This is a genomic window from Micromonospora sp. NPDC005324 (genome assembly GCF_040607155.1).
Taxonomy (GTDB): Bacteria; Actinomycetota; Actinomycetes; order Mycobacteriales; family Micromonosporaceae; genus Micromonospora; species Micromonospora trifolii.
The window spans coordinates 16,909-33,194 of sequence record NZ_JBEXGE010000011.1; the positions used below are offsets into that span (position 1 = coordinate 16,909).

16 protein-coding genes and 1 pseudogene are annotated in these 16,286 nt (G+C 72.5%); 14 read left to right on the plus strand and 3 right to left on the minus strand.

Going from position 1 to position 16,286, the window contains the following annotated elements; translation table 11 throughout:
• Positions 1–11: 11 nt before the first annotated feature.
• Complete coding sequence (locus ABZS40_RS13975; protein ID WP_354943660.1) at positions 12–2,411, minus strand: glycosyl hydrolase family 65 protein; 2,400 nt, start codon at positions 2,409–2,411, stop codon at positions 12–14.
• 170 nt (positions 2,412–2,581) lie between these two features.
• Between ABZS40_RS13975 and ABZS40_RS13980 the strand changes: the two genes are divergently transcribed.
• A complete protein-coding gene (locus tag ABZS40_RS13980) occupies positions 2,582–3,211 on the plus strand; it encodes a phosphatase PAP2 family protein (RefSeq protein WP_354943661.1) in 630 nt (209 codons plus the stop codon).
• 24 nt (positions 3,212–3,235) lie between these two features.
• Here the strand turns inward: ABZS40_RS13980 and ABZS40_RS13985 are convergent, their stop codons facing one another.
• On the minus strand, positions 3,236–3,913 hold the full coding sequence (locus tag ABZS40_RS13985) for an A24 family peptidase (RefSeq protein ID WP_354943801.1): 678 nt from the start codon (positions 3,911–3,913) through the stop codon (positions 3,236–3,238).
• A gap of 797 nt (positions 3,914–4,710) precedes the next feature.
• Between ABZS40_RS13985 and ABZS40_RS13990 the strand changes: the two genes are divergently transcribed.
• From ABZS40_RS13990 to ABZS40_RS14045, 12 genes and pseudogenes are all read left to right on the plus strand, one after another.
• Entirely contained in the window at positions 4,711–5,277 is a 567-nt protein-coding gene (locus tag ABZS40_RS13990; protein ID WP_354943662.1) for a hypothetical protein, read from the plus strand.
• On the plus strand, positions 5,271–6,206 hold the full coding sequence (locus ABZS40_RS13995) for a hypothetical protein (protein WP_354943663.1): 936 nt from the start codon (positions 5,271–5,273) through the stop codon (positions 6,204–6,206). Before ABZS40_RS13990 ends, ABZS40_RS13995 begins: the two co-directional genes overlap by 7 nt.
• A complete protein-coding gene (locus tag ABZS40_RS14000; protein WP_354943664.1) occupies positions 6,203–6,862 on the plus strand; it encodes an SAF domain-containing protein in 660 nt (219 codons plus the stop codon). Before ABZS40_RS13995 ends, ABZS40_RS14000 begins: the two co-directional genes overlap by 4 nt.
• Before the next feature lie 2 nt (positions 6,863–6,864).
• Positions 6,865–7,665 carry a ParA family protein gene (locus ABZS40_RS14005; protein ID WP_354943665.1) on the plus strand — a complete coding sequence of 267 codons (801 nt, stop codon included), beginning with the start codon at positions 6,865–6,867 and terminating at the stop codon, positions 7,663–7,665.
• Positions 7,655–9,196 (plus strand): ATPase, T2SS/T4P/T4SS family, encoded by a 1,542-nt coding sequence (locus tag ABZS40_RS14010; RefSeq protein ID WP_354943666.1) that lies wholly within the window; start codon positions 7,655–7,657, stop codon positions 9,194–9,196. Before ABZS40_RS14005 ends, ABZS40_RS14010 begins: the two co-directional genes overlap by 11 nt.
• 4 nt (positions 9,197–9,200) lie before the next feature.
• Positions 9,201–10,103: a type II secretion system F family protein gene (locus tag ABZS40_RS14015; protein WP_354943667.1), complete on the plus strand. Its 903-nt coding sequence runs from the start codon at positions 9,201–9,203 to the stop codon at positions 10,101–10,103.
• Positions 10,100–10,972 (plus strand): type II secretion system F family protein, encoded by an 873-nt coding sequence (locus ABZS40_RS14020; RefSeq protein WP_354943668.1) that lies wholly within the window; start codon positions 10,100–10,102, stop codon positions 10,970–10,972. The genes ABZS40_RS14015 and ABZS40_RS14020 overlap by 4 nt, the downstream gene beginning before the upstream one ends.
• Positions 10,973–10,997: 25 nt before the next feature.
• The gene (locus ABZS40_RS14025) at positions 10,998–11,198 is read left to right on the plus strand and encodes a hypothetical protein (protein ID WP_354943669.1); all 201 of its coding nucleotides are present in this window, start codon (positions 10,998–11,000) and stop codon (positions 11,196–11,198) included.
• Between the two features lie 8 nt (positions 11,199–11,206).
• Positions 11,207–11,650, plus strand: a complete 444-nt coding sequence (locus ABZS40_RS14030; protein WP_354943670.1) for a TadE family protein — start codon at positions 11,207–11,209, stop codon at positions 11,648–11,650.
• On the plus strand, positions 11,647–12,114 hold the full coding sequence (locus ABZS40_RS14035; RefSeq protein WP_354943671.1) for a TadE/TadG family type IV pilus assembly protein: 468 nt from the start codon (positions 11,647–11,649) through the stop codon (positions 12,112–12,114). The genes ABZS40_RS14030 and ABZS40_RS14035 overlap by 4 nt, the downstream gene beginning before the upstream one ends.
• The gene (locus ABZS40_RS14040; protein ID WP_354943672.1) at positions 12,111–12,560 is read left to right on the plus strand and encodes a pilus assembly protein TadG-related protein; all 450 of its coding nucleotides are present in this window, start codon (positions 12,111–12,113) and stop codon (positions 12,558–12,560) included. Before ABZS40_RS14035 ends, ABZS40_RS14040 begins: the two co-directional genes overlap by 4 nt.
• A gap of 14 nt (positions 12,561–12,574) precedes the next feature.
• Positions 12,575–13,609, plus strand: a pseudogene (locus tag ABZS40_RS14045) (LysM domain-containing protein); the annotation flags it as partial.
• 835 nt (positions 13,610–14,444) lie between these two features.
• Here ABZS40_RS14045 and ABZS40_RS14050 read toward each other — a convergent pair.
• Positions 14,445–15,299: a Rieske 2Fe-2S domain-containing protein gene (locus tag ABZS40_RS14050; RefSeq protein WP_354943673.1), complete on the minus strand. Its 855-nt coding sequence runs from the start codon at positions 15,297–15,299 to the stop codon at positions 14,445–14,447.
• Positions 15,300–15,484: 185 nt separating this feature from the next.
• On the opposite strand from ABZS40_RS14050, the gene ABZS40_RS14055 reads away from it, so the two are divergent.
• Positions 15,485–16,285 (plus strand): crotonase/enoyl-CoA hydratase family protein, encoded by an 801-nt coding sequence (locus ABZS40_RS14055; protein WP_354943674.1) that lies wholly within the window; start codon positions 15,485–15,487, stop codon positions 16,283–16,285.
• Position 16,286: the final 1 nt, after the last annotated feature.

The following is a 16,286-nucleotide window of genomic DNA, read 5'->3' on the forward strand; positions in this document are numbered from 1 at the left end:
CGGCAGCGGGCTCAGTCGGCTGAGCGGCGGGTGGGGCGGCGGCCGGGCGGGGAGGGCGGCTCCGGGCCGGGGTCGGGCACCGGCGGCATCGGCCGGGTGACCGGTTCGGCGCCGGTGACCCGCAGCGACTCGCCGTGGTGCCACAGCTCGACCTCGGCATCTCCGGCGGCGTCGGGCAGCTCGTAGCGGGCCTCGGCCGGGGTCAACGTGACCCGCAACCGGTGGCCGCGCCAGCGCAGGCTGAACGCCAGCCGGTCGATCCGGCGCGGCAGCCGGGGGTCGAAGGAGAGCACCCCGCGGTCGTCGCGCAGCCCACCGAAGCCCTGCACCAGCGCCAGCCACGCGCCGGCCAGCGAGGCCAGGTGCAGCCCGTCGGCGGTCTTGTCGCCCAGGTCGGCCAGGTCCTGAAGGACCGACTCGGCGAACAGGTCGTACGCCAGATCCAGGTGCCCGACCTCGGCGGCCAGCACGGCCTGCGGGGCCGCCGACAGCGACGAGTCGCGGACCGTGCGGGCCTGGTAGTAGGCCAGGTTGCGGGCCTTCTCGTCGGCGCTGAACTCACCGGGGCAGAGCTGCATGGCCAGCACCAGATCGGCCTGCTTCACCACCTGCTTGCGGTACAGCTCCAGGTACGGGAAGTGCAGCAGCAGCGGGTAGTCGTCGTCGCCGGTGTTCGCGAAGTCCCACTCGGGCTGTTCGGTGAACCCGGCGGCCTGCTGGTGCACCCCACGCTCGCTGTCGTACGGGATGGCCATCGCGTCGGCGGCGGCTCGCCAGCCGGCCACCTCGTCGCGGTCCACGCCGAGCCGGCCGGCCAGTTCGGGATGCCCCTCGGCGGCGTCCGCCGCGCCGCGCAGATTGCGCTTCGCCATCAGGTTGGTGAAGACGTTGTCGTCGACCAGCGCCGCGTACTCGTCCGGGCCGGTCACCCCGTGCAGGTGGAAGTCGCCCTCGCCCGACCAGTGGCCGAAGCCGTGCCAGAGCCGGGCGGTCTCCACCAGCAGTTCCAGCCCCGCCTCGGCCAGGAACCCCTGGTCGTCGGTGGCCGCCAGGTAGCGCAGCACCGCGTCGGCGATGTCGGCGTTGACGTGCAGCGCGGCGGTGCCCGCCGGCCAGTAACCGGAGCTTTCCCGGCCGCCGATGGTGCGCCACGGAAAGGTCGCGCCGGTCAACCGCAGTTCGGCGGCCCGTTCCCGGGCCTCGGGCAGGTGGGCGTGCCGCCACCGCAACGCCGAGCGGGCCACCGCCGGGGCCAGGTAGGTGAGCACCGGCAGGACGTAACTCTCGGTGTCCCAGAGGACGTGCCCGTCGTAGCCGTTGCCGGTCAACCCCTTGGCCGAGATGGTCCGGTCGGAGTCCGGGCGACCGGCCTGGATCAGGTGGAACATCGCGAACCGGACGGCCTGCTGAAGCTCCGGATCGCCGTCGAGCTGCACGTCGGCGACCTGCCAGGCTGCGTCCAGGGCGGCGCGCTGGTCGGTGAGCAGGGCGTCGAACCCGTCCGCGCGCGCCGCGTCCGCCTCGGCGGCGACCAGGGCGGCCAACCCGTCGGCGGGCGTCGCGTCGACCGCCGACCACTCGTAGGCGGCGAACTTCGTCAGCCGCAACCGCTCCCCCGGGTGCAGGCGACCCGTCACGGTCAGCCGTACCCGGTCCGCTGTGCAGTCACCGGTGCTGCTCACCGTGCCCGGCCCCTCCACCAGGTGACTGACCGCGACCGCGACGCGCTGACCGCTGCGCTCGGTGCGGTGCACCAGCACGCCGTCGAGGCCGGTCGCCCGGTACGTCTCGGCGGTCAGCGGGTCGGTGGGCACCGAGGCGGCCCGAGGGTCGTCCGAACGCTCCGGCACCTTCTCGTTGGCCAGCAGATCCGAGCAGACCCGCAGCTCGACGGCGGCGTCCAACGGCTCGACCTCGTACCGGACGGCGGCCACCGGGCGACGCGGCAGGGACACCAACCGGGTGCTGCGGATGCGTACGCCCCGCCCGGCCGGTGAAATCCACTCGGTCTCCCGGCGCAACACGCCGGTACGCAGGTCGAGCACCCGTTCATGGCTGCGCAGCGTCCCGGTCCGGAGATCCAACGGCTCGTCGTCGACCCAGAGCCGGATCAGCGCGGCGTTCGGTGCGCTGATGACGGTGTCGCTGGTCGGCGGAAACGCGTACCCCTCCTCGGGATAGCTCAGCTCGCGCCGCTCGTGGAAGCCACTGACGTAACTGCCCGGCATCCCGCACGGGGCACCCTCGTCGAGCACCCCGCGCCAGCCGATCCACCCGTTGCTCAACGCGAAGATCGACTCGGTCTCGCCGAGTCGGTCGACGTCGGCCGCCGTGCGCCGGATCCGCCAGGTCTCGTCGTTCGCCGTGGCGGCGGTGGACTGCTGTTGATCGGTGGCCGAACCGGTCTGCACGAAGCCTCCTGTCGATGTCGACGTTGTGCAGCAGCCAACCAGAGCCGGCTGTGCGAATCCTGGACGAAGGTCGCGTGGGCCGCCCGACCTTCGACAGCAGAGATGCCCTCTGCCGCGTTCCTAAGGTGTCCCCAAGGTGAACGGGGTATGAACGTGAAGTGAGGTGATGCATGGCCGACAACGGCAGCATGGACGTTCCGGAGATCAGCGCCGAGTGGTACAGCGACGTCGTCGACGCCGCCGCCGGCAGCCCAGAGCCGGTGCAGTGGTTCGTCGGACACGCCACCGAGGGGGTGATCCTGCTACTCGGCGCGCTGCTGGTGATGGCCGCGCTGAGCCGCCGGTCCGGCGGCCCGCACGACCGGGCACTCGCCCTGATCGCGCCGGTGCCGGCCCTTGTGGCGTACGTGGGCAGCGAGTTCTTCAAGACCGTGGTGGACCAGGATCGCCCCTGCCGGACGATCGGTCGGGAGATCATCGCGGGCGCCTGCCCACCTCCGGGCGACTGGTCGTTCCCCAGCAACCACGCCACCATCGCCGGCGCGCTGGCGGTCACCACGTTGCTGCTCTCCCGCCGACTCGGCCTGGTCGCGCTGCCCCTGGCCGCGCTCGGCGCCTTCTCCCGGGTCTTCGTGGGCGTGCACTACCCGCACGACGTGATCGCGGGTGTGCTGTTCGGCGCCCTGGTCGCCGTGGTGGTCACCCCGTTGCTGGCCCGCCCGACCAGCGAGGTGCTCCGCCGCCGGGCCAACCGCCCCGACAGCCCGGTCCCCGAACTGGCCAGCCGCTCCCGCCCCTGACCACCGACGCCCGAGGGCGGCGGTTCAGGTCGTCAGCAGGAGAGCCGCCGTGGTGCCGAGCAGCAGGAACGGGCCGAACGGCAGGTGGGTGCTCCAGTTGGCGCGGCGGGTGACCAGTAGGCCCAGACTCACCACTGCGGAGAGCCCGAAGGTGAGCACCAGCCCGAACAGCAGCACCGGCCAGCCGTACCAGCCGAGCAGCGCGCCGACGCTGAGCGCCAGCTTGGCGTCGCCCAGCCCGAAGCCGCGGCGGCCGAGCAGCACCGCGGTGCTGGCGAAGAAGAGCGCCAGCCCGCTGCCGCCGAGGACGGCTCGCAGCCAGTGCCCCGGATCGGCGTCGAGCGCGGCCACGCCGAGCAGCAACCAGGTGCCGGCCGCCGCGGGCACTGTGAGCCGATCCGGCAACCGGTGCACGGCCAGGTCGACGAGGATCGCCGGGATGGTCCAGCCCAGCCACCAGATCAGCGCCGGCAGCGCCCCGCCCGGCGGACCGGCGAACGCCAGCAGCACCGCCGCAGCGAGCACCGCCAGCTCGACGGTGACCGGCGGTGGGCCGACCCGGGCGCGACACTGACCGCACCGGGCTGCCGGGCCCAGCGTCGGCCAGGGGCGGGTCAGGCCGATCGGCGCGCCGCAGGCGTCGCAGCCGGTCCGGCTGGGCAGACCCGGGGGTACGGCGTAGCGCAGCGCGGCCAACCGCATCAGCGGGCTGATCGCGAGGATCGCGAACACTGTCGAGAGCCGGGTGCGTGCCACCGCCGAGACGAGGCCCGCCGGTCGTTCGCGCGGCGGAGGGGGCGGTGCCTGGCTTGCGGGTCCGGTCGCATCACCGGACGGCGGGGGTGCCGGGCTCCGATCGGGTGGGTCTTCCCGACCGGGGATGGCGGCCGGGGGGCCGGTCAGCGCCATGTCGCCTCCATTGCGGCCAGACGCTCCCCCGCGATGCTGAACACGGATCGTGACTGAACACTCCCTGCGGTGTAGCGGATGGCGCAGAAAGCGACCTGCCGACCGGAGCCTGCGCGGGTGCTTTCGACCGCTTCCGGGTCAGCCGCGCCGATGGACGAGGCGGCCCGCCGACACTGTGCCGACGTTGGTCGAATGCCGGGATGGGACCGCGATGTCCCACTCCTGCGACCGGTGACGCGAGGTCGGTGAACCCATCCGGCCCGGCGACGCCGCATCAATAACGACAGTTCGCTCGCCCATTGCCCGGGGCGCAGTGCGGACACCCACCACCACCACCTGTCATCACGCTGAGTGTTCGCTTGAATTGCCTCTGTTGCATCGGCGAGCGTCAGCCTATGCTCGCCCCTTGGGTGTGACGCAAGCCTCACCTTCACCATCGGACGACACAGGACCCCGATTTTGTAGAAGATCCGTAACGGTGAATGCAGAAGCGCAATGAACGGCTCCGGATGTGCTGATCCGGGCGCGCTTCCGCATGCCCGGCGGCGGTGAACCGTCACCGCCGCGGGCGACCACGAGGAGGCTCGACGGTGCGCGGACGGCAGCTCAGGAGAGCGGCAATCTGCCTGCTGGTGGGCGTGGCGGCGATGCCGGTCACCGCCTGCGCCAGCGGACGGGAAACGGTCGAACGGCCGACGGAAGTCCGCGACAACGGGCCCCGGACCGATTCCGACGTAGACCGACGCGCTGCCGAAAAGGCGGCACTTGACGCGTACTCCGGGTATCTCGCGGCCTCGCGCGCGGCGGGCCTGCGCAGTGATCCGCGTTCGCCGGAACTGTCCCGTTTCCTCGGAGATCCACTTCTGACTCGGGTTCGGGTGTCCATTCGCGAGGCTAAGGAGCACGGCGCCATGCGTACCGGGACGTTCAAGTCCGACCCGACCGTGACCGCCGTCAGCCTGGACGCGAAGCCGGCCACCGTGGAGATCCAGGACTGCCTGGACACGACCGGCTACCGGCTGGTCTACGCCAAGGACAAGCGCTCGGTCCCGGGCAGCGGTGGCGGCAGACACCTCTCCACCGCCACCGCGACCCGCTATCCCGACGGCCGCTGGCTGATCAACTACGGCGCGACGCACCGGGACCAGCCGTGCTGAGCGGGGCCGCGACAACCCGACGGGCGCTCGCCGGGATCGGCCTTGCGCTCCTGCTGGCAGTCGGTGCGACCCCGCCGGCCGCCGCCGCCCTACGGGCCGACCCGGGAGCGGGCTGCCCACCCGACCAACCCGACTGCAGCGTCTGGGACGACGAGCCCGGCAATCCCGGTGATCCCGGGGGCGGCGGGGACAACGGCGGGGGCGGGGACGACGGCGGCGGTGGCGGTGGCGGCGTCTGCCAGTGGAACGGGCGGACCATCCCCTGCTACGACGAGGACCTGGGCTGGTTCAACAACGGCAACGGGTGCTACTACAAGTTGACCGAGGGGCCGGTCGAGGCGCCCGAGGGTGAGCAGTGGTATCTGGAGACCTGCAACGGCGGCGACCTGGGTGCCCAGGAGGTGGTGTCGCTGGCCGATGCGCCGGCCGGCTTCGGCGCGCCGCCGGACCCCGAGGAGCTGGCCCGTCGCGCCCTGGCGTCGATCAAGCTGCTGCCGGCGCGGCTGAAGGTCGCCCCCCGTAAGGACATCGGTCCGGGCCTGGTCGGCCTGCCGGTGTGGATGTGGGCAACAGCAGGGAAGAACTACTTCGGCCCGCTATACGCCGACGAGTCCGACCGGGGTCTGACCGTCTACATCGAGGCGAAGGTCGACCGGATCGTCTGGGAGATGGGCAACGGCAAGACTGTCACCTGCTACGGCGCCGGCACCGAGTACAAGGCCACTGGCGCGCGGGCGGGTGCCACCTCCCCGGACTGCGGCTACGACGAGGGCTACTCGAAACCTGCCACCTACAAGGTCACCGCCACCACGCACTGGACGGTGAGCTGGTGGACCAACAGCGACGCCTCGAGGCGGGTGATCCCGCAGACCCGGAGAAGCGGCATCGTGCAGATCAGGATCAACGAACTCCAGGTGGTCACCAGATGAGCCTCGCGACGCGCAACGGAACCCCGTCGGTGGACGCACCCGTCAACCCGCCCACAGTGGTCCGCCAGCGCCGGGTCCGGCCCGGGCTGCTCGGACTCGCCGTCCTCCTGATCGCCCTGGGCGGGCTGGGCGCGGCCTTCGCGGTCACCTCGGTACGGGCCACCGGCAGCTATCTGGCGGTGGCCCGCCCGGTTGAGGTGGGCCGGGAGATCAGCGCCGCGGACCTGGTCACCGTGCAGGTCGCTGGCGGCCAGGGGCTGCGCCCGGTGCCTGCCGCACGGCTCGACGAGGTGGTCGGCAAACGGGCCGCCGTCGCGCTGCTTCCGGGCACGCTGCTCACCCTGGGACAGGTCACCGACGACCCGCTGCTCGGCCCCGGCCAGCAGCAGATCGCGCTCGGCCTGAAGACCGCCCAGGTGCCTGCCCGCGAACTGCACCCCGGTGACAAGGTCCTGCTGGTCAGCACTCCGGACAACGATGCCGACGGAGACACTGCCGCCGCCGGCACCCGGTTCGCGGCCACCGTCATCGACATGGTCAGCCCGGCCAACGACGACAAGGTCCTGTACCTGGCGCTGCTCACCCGTGATGTGCCCGCGGTGGTGGCGCTCGCCGCACAGGAACGGCTCGCCGTCGTGCTGACCGAGGCGGCCTGAGCATGGCGATCATCGCGCTGGTGTCGGCGAAGGGTTCACCCGGCGTCACCACCTCGGCCCTGGCCTGCGCGCTGGCCTGGCACCGGCGGCTGGTGGTCGCCGAATGTGACCCGGCCGGCGGCTCGATCCTCGCCGGATACCTCGGCGGCCAACTGGACGGCCCGCGCGGCATCGGAGAGCTGGCCGTCGGGGAGCTGCGCGACGGCAACCTGGAGACCGCGTTCTGGTCCCAACTGGTCGACCTGGACGCACCCCGCCGGGAACGGCTGCTGCTGCCCGGCATCGTCGACCCGGCCCAGAGCGGCAGCGTCACACCGCTCTGGCAGCGCTTCGCCGACTACTTCGACGCCCTCGACCGCGGCACCCCCGGCTACGACGTCCTGGTCGACTGTGGCCGGCTGCACGTGACCGGGCCACCGTGGCCGGTGCTGCGGGCCGCCTCGGTGGTGCTGTTGGTGACCCGGGCGCACCTGCCGGACCTCTCCGGCACCCGCGCGGTGGTCACCGCTGTCGAACGGGACTTCGCCGAGCACCGGGTGCCCCCGGGCACCCTACGGCTGCTGCTGGTCGGCGACGGGCACGGGCGGGCCGAGATCAGCCGCGCCCTGAAACTGCCGGTCATCGCGCGGCTGCCGCACGATCCGCGTACCGCCGGGGTGCTCGCCCTGGGCGGGACCGTGCGGGCCGGTCGGCCGTTGATGCGCGCGGCGGCCGCGCTGGAGGTCCCGATCGGGGCGCTCCTGGAACGGCGACGGGCCCGGTTGGCGTGGCCCGTGCAGCAGGGGGTGCCGGATGCGATTTGAGCCGGTCTCCACCGATCCGCGCCAGCAGCCACCGGCGGTGACCTCCACCGCGCCGCCCCTGGCCGTGCCGAACGGCCGGCACCACCAGTCCGGGCCGCAGCCGCAGCCGGCGCCCGCGGCCACCCCGCCGCCGGAGGCGCCGCCCCGGGCCCGGATGGACTTCCAGGTGGTCCGGGAGCTGCGCCGGGAACTGACCGAACGGCTCACCCTCTGGCAGCGCGGCCGGGAGTTCACAGTCGACGAGGAGGACACCGAGCGGGCCCGACTCGCCGTCACTGTGGTCTCCGCGTACGCGGACTCGGTACGCCGGGCCGGCACGCCGATGGCCGCCGGCGACGAACGCCTGCTGCTCGACCAGGTGACCGCCGAGCTGGTCGGGCTCGGCCGGCTACAGACGCTGCTTGTCGACGACACCATCGAGGAGGTGCACATCCTCGGCTGCGACCAGGTACGCATCACCCGCCACGGCGGTGGGGTGGACTGGGCGGAGCCCATCGCCGACAGCGACGCCGAGCTGGTGGAGATCCTCCAGGCGGCGGCCCGTCGGGCGGGCGCGACCGAGCGCTCCCTCTCCACTGTGAAGCCCACCCTCGACCTGCAACTGCCCGACGGCAGCCGGCTGGCCGCTGTGTTCCTGGTCAGCCACCGCCCGTACGCGGTGATCCGAAAGCACAACACCCTGGACGTCAGCCTCGACGACCTCGCGGGAGCCCGAGGTGACCTGGACGAGATGATCGACCCGCTGCTGCGCGACTTCCTCCGCGCGGCGATGCGCGCCGGTCTGAACATCATGGTCGCCGGGTTGGCCGGTGCCGGAAAGACCACTGTCATCCGGGCGCTGATGAACGAGATCCCGCAGGACGAGCCGTACGTGCTGCTGGAGGAGAGTCGGGAGCTGCTCCCGGCCCGCCGCCGGGAGCGGCACCGGGCGGTGATGAGCTTCGAGGCCCGGGAGGGGCACGGCGAGCGCGGTTTCGACGGCCGCCCAGCCGGTGAGGTGACCATCGCCGACCTGATCCCGCTGTCGCTGCGGATGGGCGTCCTGCGGATCATCGTGGGTGAGGTGCGGTCCCGGGAGATCGTGCCGATGCTCCAGGCGATGACCACCAGCCGGGGGTCGATGTGCACCATCCACGCCCGTACCGCCTCCGGTGTTGGTGAACGGATCGTCGAGCTGGCCCTGGCCCACGGCCGCGAGATGACAGTCGACCAGGCCCGCCGGATGGCCGGCAACGCGCTCGACCTGATCGTCTACGTCACCATCGAGGACGAGACCGCGATCGGCGGGCGGAAGCACCGGTTCGTCTCGCATGTGGAGGAGGTGATCGGGGCCGGCGAAGCCGGTCGGATCACCACCACAACCGTCTTCGGGCCGGGCCCTGACGGTCGTGCGGTTCCCCGGCACCTGCCGGAGCGGGTCCGCGACCAGTTGCTGCGGGTGGGTTACGACGCGCGGCTGCTGACCCGGTGGGTCGAGGCCGGTGCCGGTGCCTGGCGGCGGCCTCGGCAGACCCGACTGGCCCGGCGGTGACCTGATGCTCGACAGCCTGGAGTTGATTGCGGTGGTCTCCGGCGCCGCCTGTGTGGCCGGGCTGCTGCTGGCCGTGGTCGCCCTGGTCGGCACCCGTCGACCCCCCGGGCCGCAGCCGGGCAGCGGGCCAGGGCTGAGCCGCCTCTGGCGCGGGCCGGGCAACACTCCGGCCGAGCAGCGGGCCTACCAGGCGCTGCTGGTCGCCGCGCTGGTCGCCGGCGCGTTGGCGTTCCTGCTGACCGGGCTGCCGGTGGTGGGCCTGCTGGTGGCGGTGGCGGTGCCCGGCACCCCGTGGCTGTTCGGGGTGGGCAAGGCCGAGCAGCGGGCGATCGCCCGGATCGAGGCGGTCGGCGAGTGGACCCGCCGACTCAAGGACGTCTCCGGCACCGGGCAGGGCCTCCAGCAGGCGATCATCGGCACGATCGGCAGCGTGCCACCCGGCATCGAGGACGAGGTTCGGCTGCTGGCCGCCCGCCTCCAGGCCGGCTGGATGGCCCGCTCCGCGCTGCTGGCGTTCGCCGACGAGATCGCCGACCCGGTCTGCGACCAGGTGGTCGCGGCGCTGATCCTGCACCTGTCGGACCGGGGTGAGCGGCTGGGTGACGTGCTCGGTTCGATCGCCGGTGCGGCGTCCGCGGAGGTGGCGACCCGTCGGGAGATCGAGGCCAAGCGCACCCAGCCTCGGTTCGCGGTCCGCTTCCTCACCGGGATGACGCTGGCGACCCTGGCGTACGGGCTGATCAACACCGAGTACATCAGGCCGTACGGCACGCCGATGGGTCAGCTGGTGATGGCCGCCCTCGGCGCCGCCTTCATCGGCCTGCTGGCCTGGGTGCGGTCGATGAGCCAGCCGCAACGGCCGGCCCGGTTCCTGCCGGCGCCCAACCCGGCCGAGGTGATCGCATGATCGTGAACTGGCAGTTCGTCCTCGCGGTCTGCGGCGGCGCCGGGATCGGCCTGGGTGTGTTCCTGATGATCCGGGAGCTGGTGCCGGCGACACCGGCGCTCGGGCCTGCGCTGCGCCGACTGCATCAGCCGCCGGGCACCGGCCGGGTGGCCACGCCCGCGTCCCGGCGGCTTGACTGGCTGACCGGGATGTCCCGCTGGTTGCGGCCGCCGCAGATGCAGCTGGCGCTGATCGGCCAGACCTCCGAGCAGTACGCGCTGTCGGTGCTGCTCTCCGCGCTGATCGGGTTGGCCACACCGACTGTGCTCGGGGTGGTGCTGTGGCTGCTCGGCATCCCGTTCCCGCTGGTGGTGCCGGTGCTGGGCAGCCTCGGTCTGGCGCTGCTGGCCGGCCTACTGGCGCACCGCGCCGTGCTGACCAAGGCCAACGCCGCCCGCGACGAGTTCCGCCAGGCGGTCTGCACCTACCTCGACCTGGTGGCGTTGCAACTCTCGGCCGCGCACGGGCCGGTGCAGTCGCTGGAGCGGGCGGCGGCGGTCTGCGACGGTTGGGTGTTCGACCGCCTCCAGGAGTCGCTGCGGATCGCCCAGATGCAGATGCACGCGCCCTGGGACGAGCTGCGCGACCTCGCCGACAAGATCGGCATTCCGGAGTTGGGTGATGTCGGCGCGATCATGCGCTCCTCCGGTAGCGAGGGCGCGCAGGTGCACGAGACGCTGCGCAGCCGGGCCGACTCGCTGCGCGACCAGATCCGCACCGACAACCTGGCTCGCGCCGAGGCAATCACCAGCAAGCTCGACATTCCGGGCGCGCTGCTCGTCTTCGTGCTGCTCGGGTTCGTCCTCTATCCGTTCATCGCCCGTGTCTGACCTCGTCCCCCTGAAGGAGAACACCATGTCCATCCTCAGCTATCTGCACGTCGTGGTGACGGCGCGCATGGCCGAGCTGCGCCGCGACGGTGAGCGCGGCGACAGCCCGGTGCCCACTGCGGTGATCATCGCCGGCCTGGTCGCCGTCGCCATGGCCGTCACCGCATTGGCCCTGACCAAGGCCAACAGCTGGATGACCGGCATCCCGAATTACACGAAGCCGTAGTAGCTGGCGTGCGTGCAGTTGCGTTCTCAAGGTGGCGCCGGGCGGTCATCGCCGCCCGGCGCCGCCTCGCGGCCGGCGACCGCGAGCGGGGTGCCAACCCGGTGGAGTTGGCCGTGATGATGCCGCTGATCCTGGTGCTGCTCTTCGCCTCGATCCAGGTCGCGGCCGTCTTCCTCGCCCGCTCCACGGCGTTGAACGCCGCGCAGAGTGGCGTCAACGCGCAGCGGACGTACCAGGCGCGCAACGGCGCCGGGGTGGACAGCGCCTCCCGCTTCCTGAACGCCGCCGGCGGTTGGCTGGTGGGTTGGGACAAGGCCGGCCCGACCTGCGTGACCACCACGACCGACGTGACCTGCACGGTGAGCGGCCGGTCCCTGTCCGTGGTGCCGGGCGTGGACTTCGCAATACGGCAGACCGCCCACGGAACGGTGGAGAGGGTGACCCCGCCATGACCCGTACCGCCGAGCGCGGCTCGGTCTCCATCGAGGTGGCGGTGCTCGCGCCCGCGTTCATCGCGTTGATGGTGCTGGCCGGTGTGGTCGGGCGCAGCGCGGTGGCGGCGGAGGCGCTCGAAGCGGCCGCGCACGACGCCGCACGGGCGGCCTCGATCTCCCGGGATTCCACCACCGCCAGGAAGAAGGCGCTGGAGGCCGCCCAGGCCCAACTGGACTGGCACGGCCTGGCCTGCACCAACAACCTGAAACCGGAATTCACCGGCAAGTCGCCCGGCAATGCGTCCAGCTTCGACGATGCCTTCAGGAGTTCGGTCGGTAGCAACGCCACGGTGACGGTGACGATCCGCTGCATGGTGTCGTTCAGGGACATCACACTCGACGTCCTGCCCGGAATGGATTTCGAGAAGGAGATTTCGGCGCAGTTCACCTCCCCGCTCGACCGTTACCGGAGTCGGCAATGACGGCCACGACGTCGGCCGTCGGGCCCTCACGGGCAGGTGAGCACGGCCGGGTGAGCATCTTCCTCGCGGTGACGATGGTCGGTGTACTGGCCATCATCGGCCTCTCCTTCGACGGCGCCGGGCAGCTCCGCACCCTGCAACGCGCCCAGAACCTGGCCGCCGAGGCGGCCCGGGCCGGCGGTCAGGCCATCGACCGGGCCACCGCCATCGAGGGCGGGCCGACGCGGATCAACGAGCCGGAGGCGCGCGATGCGGTCGCCAGCTACCTGGCGACCGTGAACACCTCTGGCCACACAGTGAACTTCCCCGAGGTCGACGGGGAAACCCTGATCCGGGTGACCGTCTCCATCACCTACCACCGCTCGATGGTCGGACCCTTCATCCAGCAGAAGACGGTCACCGTCACCAGCGAGGCGACCGCGCGTGCCATCACCGCAACACCCTAGAAAGGAAGGCAGCCATGCCCGTATCGGGTGGGTCCGTCGTACGGCGGACCGGACGGATCCTCACCGGCATCGGCGCGCTGGCCGTGCTCCTGGTGCTGCTGGTCGGCGCGCCGATCGCGCTGCTCGCCTTCGCCGGTAACCCGCTGCCCGATCACCTTCCCACGATCAGCGAGGTGGGCACCGCGCTGACCAGCCGGGACGACGGCCAGCTCTTCCTGCGGGCGCTCGCCGTGGCCGGCTGGTTCGGTTGGGCCACGTTCGCCTTCTCCGTCCTCGTCGAGCTGGGCGCACAGACCCTGCGTCGCCCGGCGCCGAAGCTGCCCGGGATGGGCCGCCAGCAGAAGGCCGCCGCCGCGCTGGTCGGCTCGGTCGCGCTGATCCTGGTCGCCAGCCCGGCCGCCGCCAGCGCCGCGGCAATCTACGGAACTCCGGTGTACGCCAGTCCGAGCGCGCCGGCCGTCACCGCACTGGCCGCGCCGACCCGCGCCGCGACGACACCGGACACGGCCGCGCCGGTGGCCCGAGGCGGGCTGCTCGGCATGGCCGGGACGGGGCTGGCCGCACCCGGTGCCTCGGCGGCGAACGACGAGGCCGCGCCGGTGTACCGGGTGGCGCGGGGCGACTACCTCGGGGAGGTGGCCGAGCGGTACCTGGACGAGTTCGGCGACTACCGACAGCTCGCCAAGCTGAACAAGCTCGACGACCCGGACCGGATCCGCCCCGGCCAACTGCTCCGACTGCCCACGGAGGCCACCGACCAGGGGGCCCGGCAGCACGCCACCGGCCGGGTCGTCGACCGCCCCGCGGCGCCGAAGCCGCCCGCGCCCCGGCCTGCGCCCGAGCGGGCCGCACCGGCGCGGGTGGCCCCGGCACCACCCAGCGGTACGGAGTCGGCGGGCCAACCACCAGCGATGACGGTCGGTGCGGCCCGAGCCGGTGCCGCCGATCGGGTGAACCGCCCGCTGGCGGTCTCCGCCGTACTGGCGGTGGCGAGCATCGTCGGCGCCCAGATCGGCGCAGCCCTGGGGCTGCGTCGCCGTCCAGCCACCGCCGGGGCAGCTCCCCGACTGGCCGCGTCCTCCCGTACAACCCGAAGCGGCGCAGGCCGGCGAAGCGGTGGCGCGGGCCAGAGCAGCGGCGGCGCGGGCCGGCGGGGCGGTGGTGGGGCGGCCGGAAGCGGTGCCGCGTGGGCTGCCAGCCGGGCAGCGGCGGCCATCGAAGCCCCGGCGACACCGCACGGCGGCGCGGCGCCGAGCGGGAACGACTTCGCGCCTCGCGGTGGCGGAATGACGCCTACCGGCAATGGGGTCACACCTGCCGGCAGTTGGGTGACGCCCGCCGGCAACGACGTGGCACCCGCCGGAAGCGGAATGGCCTTCCCCGGCAGCACGGCGTTCCCGGGCAGCGGGATGGCTCTCTCCGGAGGCACTGCACCTCACGGCGGCGGAATGACGGCCGCCGGCCCTGGGGGCTGGAGTGGTGACGACGGCTGGGCCGGTGCTGATGGCGAGGGCGGGTTGTTCAACGGCGGGCACGGCCTCGACTCCGTACCCGACGGTCCGCCGGTCGGCCGGCACCGACGCACCTGAGCGGCCCGCAGGACCTGGTGTCTCCGCCGTCCAGCGGAAGGTCGCGAAGGTCGCGCCGATCGCGCCTGCGACAGTCGAGGCGTCGCCGCCTAGCGGGAGCGGGCAGGGGGCAATGTCTCGGAGAGCGATATGCCTGTGAGTCATCAAGATGACTCACAGACATATGCGTCGAAGGGGTTGCTGCCTCGAGGCGAGGAGCATCGGCGCGGGGGCGACACACCCAACGCCGGAGATGCCCGGGTCAGGACGGGCGGGCCGGCGCCGGCGGCCAACACGGGCGGGTAGCGCGGGCCGGTCAGGGCAGGCGGGTCTGGAGCACGCCGTCCTGGATCCGGGTGGGCAGGATCTGCTGGTCGTTGCCGGACGGCCCCTGCACGACCTCACCGCCGTTGAGCCGGAAGGCGCTGCCGTGCCACGGGCAGACCACGCAGGCGTGGCCGTCGATCTCCTGCACTTCGCCCTCGCCGAGGGGCCCGCTCTGGTGCGGGCAGCGCTCCAACATCACGGTCACCTCGTCACCGTGCCGGTAGAGGATGACCGAGATGTCGTCGTCCACCTCTCGGGTGATCAGGGTGCGTTGCGGCAGCGTCGCCATGTCGGCCAGCGAGTGCCAGCCATCGGTCATCCGGTGCAGCTCGGAGACGCTCTGGTTGACCTGAGCCCCCTGCTTGTACGCCAGGTGACCCCCGATGTACGCGCCGAGGCTCACGGTGGAGAGCCCGAGGAAGCCGAGGGCGCGACCCATGCCGTGGCGGCCGGACAGTCGGGCGGCCAACGAGCCGGCGTAGAGCGTGATGCCGACGGTGTTGGCGGCGGCGTGCACCAGGCCGACCCGGCGCTGGTCCCGGGCGAGTGCCGCCCAGTCGTTCAGACCGGCGACCGCCGCTGGCAGCGCGCTGACGGTGCCCAGACCGACCAGCACGGTGGCGGGCCGGCGCTGCCCAGGCATGAGGTCGAGCACCGCGGCGCTGATCCACGCGCCGACCGGCACCTGCACCATCGCCGGGTGCAGCGGGTGCCCGAGGGTCACCCCGTGCAGCAGGTCGCGCAGCCGGCGTGGACGCAGCGTCCCCAGGACGACCTTCTGCAACCGGTCACCCGCGCGGTCCAGCCGGGAGTCCTGCTCAACTTTCGTCAAAAGTGCTCGCACGAGTACCGACTTCCCGGCGATCGCCGTCGCAAACCGGTCGACGACGACAAACTTGCCGCGCCGCCGACGCCGCCGATCTTGCACTTTCTGCTCCGATAAACCGGGGCACAAGCCACGAACCGGCAACCAGAACTGCAAGATCGACGGGGATTGTGGGGGTGGGGTGGGGCGGGCATGCTGGCGGGATGGGTGTGCGGGTGGAGCGGGTCGGTGCGGTCAGCACCGTTGTGCTGGATCGACCGGCTGCCCGGAACGCCGTGGACGGTCCTACGGCTCGGGCGCTGGCCGACGCGTTTCGGGCCTTCGACGCCGACCCCGACGCGGCGGTGGCCGTGCTCTGGGGCGCCGGTGGCACGTTCTGCGCCGGCGCCGACCTCAAGGCGATCGGCACACCGAGCGGCAACCGGGTCGAGCCGGAGGGGGACGGCCCGATGGGTCCGACCCGGATGACGCTCAGCAAGCCGGTGATCGCGGCGATCTCCGGGTACGCGGTCGCGGGCGGGCTCGAGCTGGCGCTCTGGTGTGACCTGCGGGTCGCCGAGTCCGACGCGACACTCGGGGTGTTCTGCCGCCGCTGGGGAGTGCCGCTGATCGACGGTGGCACTGTCCGGCTGCCCCGGCTGATCGGCGAGAGTCGGGCCATGGACCTGATCCTCACCGGCCGCCCGGTGCCGGCCGACGAGGCGTACACGATGGGTTTGGTCAATCGGTTGGTGTCACCCGGCCAGGCGCGGGCCGCGGCCGAGGAGTTGGCGGCGGCGATCGCCCGGCATCCGCAGACCTGCCTGCGCAACGACCGGGCGGCGCTGCTGGCCGGCGCGGGGCGGCCAGAGCCGGAGGCGCTGGCGACCGAGTTGGCGTACGGGATGGACTCGCTGGCCACTGACGCGGCGGCCGGCGCTGCCCGGTTCGCCGCTGGCGAGGGCCGACACGGCGCGACGCCGCCGGGAGGGGTACACCCCCCGGCGGCGTCGGCTACCGGCTAGC

What these genes read in the sequence shown, in the direction of transcription:
- ABZS40_RS13980 (WP_354943661.1), top strand. Translation starts at nt 2,582, where the DNA reads ATGGCCGACAACGGCAGCATGGACGTTCCGGAGATCAGCGCCGAGTGG.
- ABZS40_RS13985 (WP_354943801.1), bottom strand. Translation starts at nt 3,913, where the DNA reads ATGCGGTTGGCCGCGCTGCGCTACGCCGTACCCCCGGGTCTGCCCAGC.
- ABZS40_RS14000 (WP_354943664.1), top strand. Translation starts at nt 6,203, where the DNA reads ATGAGCCTCGCGACGCGCAACGGAACCCCGTCGGTGGACGCACCCGTC.
- ABZS40_RS14005 (WP_354943665.1), top strand. Translation starts at nt 6,865, where the DNA reads ATGGCGATCATCGCGCTGGTGTCGGCGAAGGGTTCACCCGGCGTCACC.
- ABZS40_RS14010 (WP_354943666.1), top strand. Translation starts at nt 7,655, where the DNA reads ATGCGATTTGAGCCGGTCTCCACCGATCCGCGCCAGCAGCCACCGGCG.
- ABZS40_RS14015 (WP_354943667.1), top strand. Translation starts at nt 9,201, where the DNA reads ATGCTCGACAGCCTGGAGTTGATTGCGGTGGTCTCCGGCGCCGCCTGT.
- ABZS40_RS14020 (WP_354943668.1), top strand. Translation starts at nt 10,100, where the DNA reads ATGATCGTGAACTGGCAGTTCGTCCTCGCGGTCTGCGGCGGCGCCGGG.
- ABZS40_RS14025 (WP_354943669.1), top strand. Translation starts at nt 10,998, where the DNA reads ATGTCCATCCTCAGCTATCTGCACGTCGTGGTGACGGCGCGCATGGCC.
- ABZS40_RS14035 (WP_354943671.1), top strand. Translation starts at nt 11,647, where the DNA reads ATGACCCGTACCGCCGAGCGCGGCTCGGTCTCCATCGAGGTGGCGGTG.
- ABZS40_RS14040 (WP_354943672.1), top strand. Translation starts at nt 12,111, where the DNA reads ATGACGGCCACGACGTCGGCCGTCGGGCCCTCACGGGCAGGTGAGCAC.
- ABZS40_RS14055 (WP_354943674.1), top strand. Translation starts at nt 15,485, where the DNA reads ATGGGTGTGCGGGTGGAGCGGGTCGGTGCGGTCAGCACCGTTGTGCTG.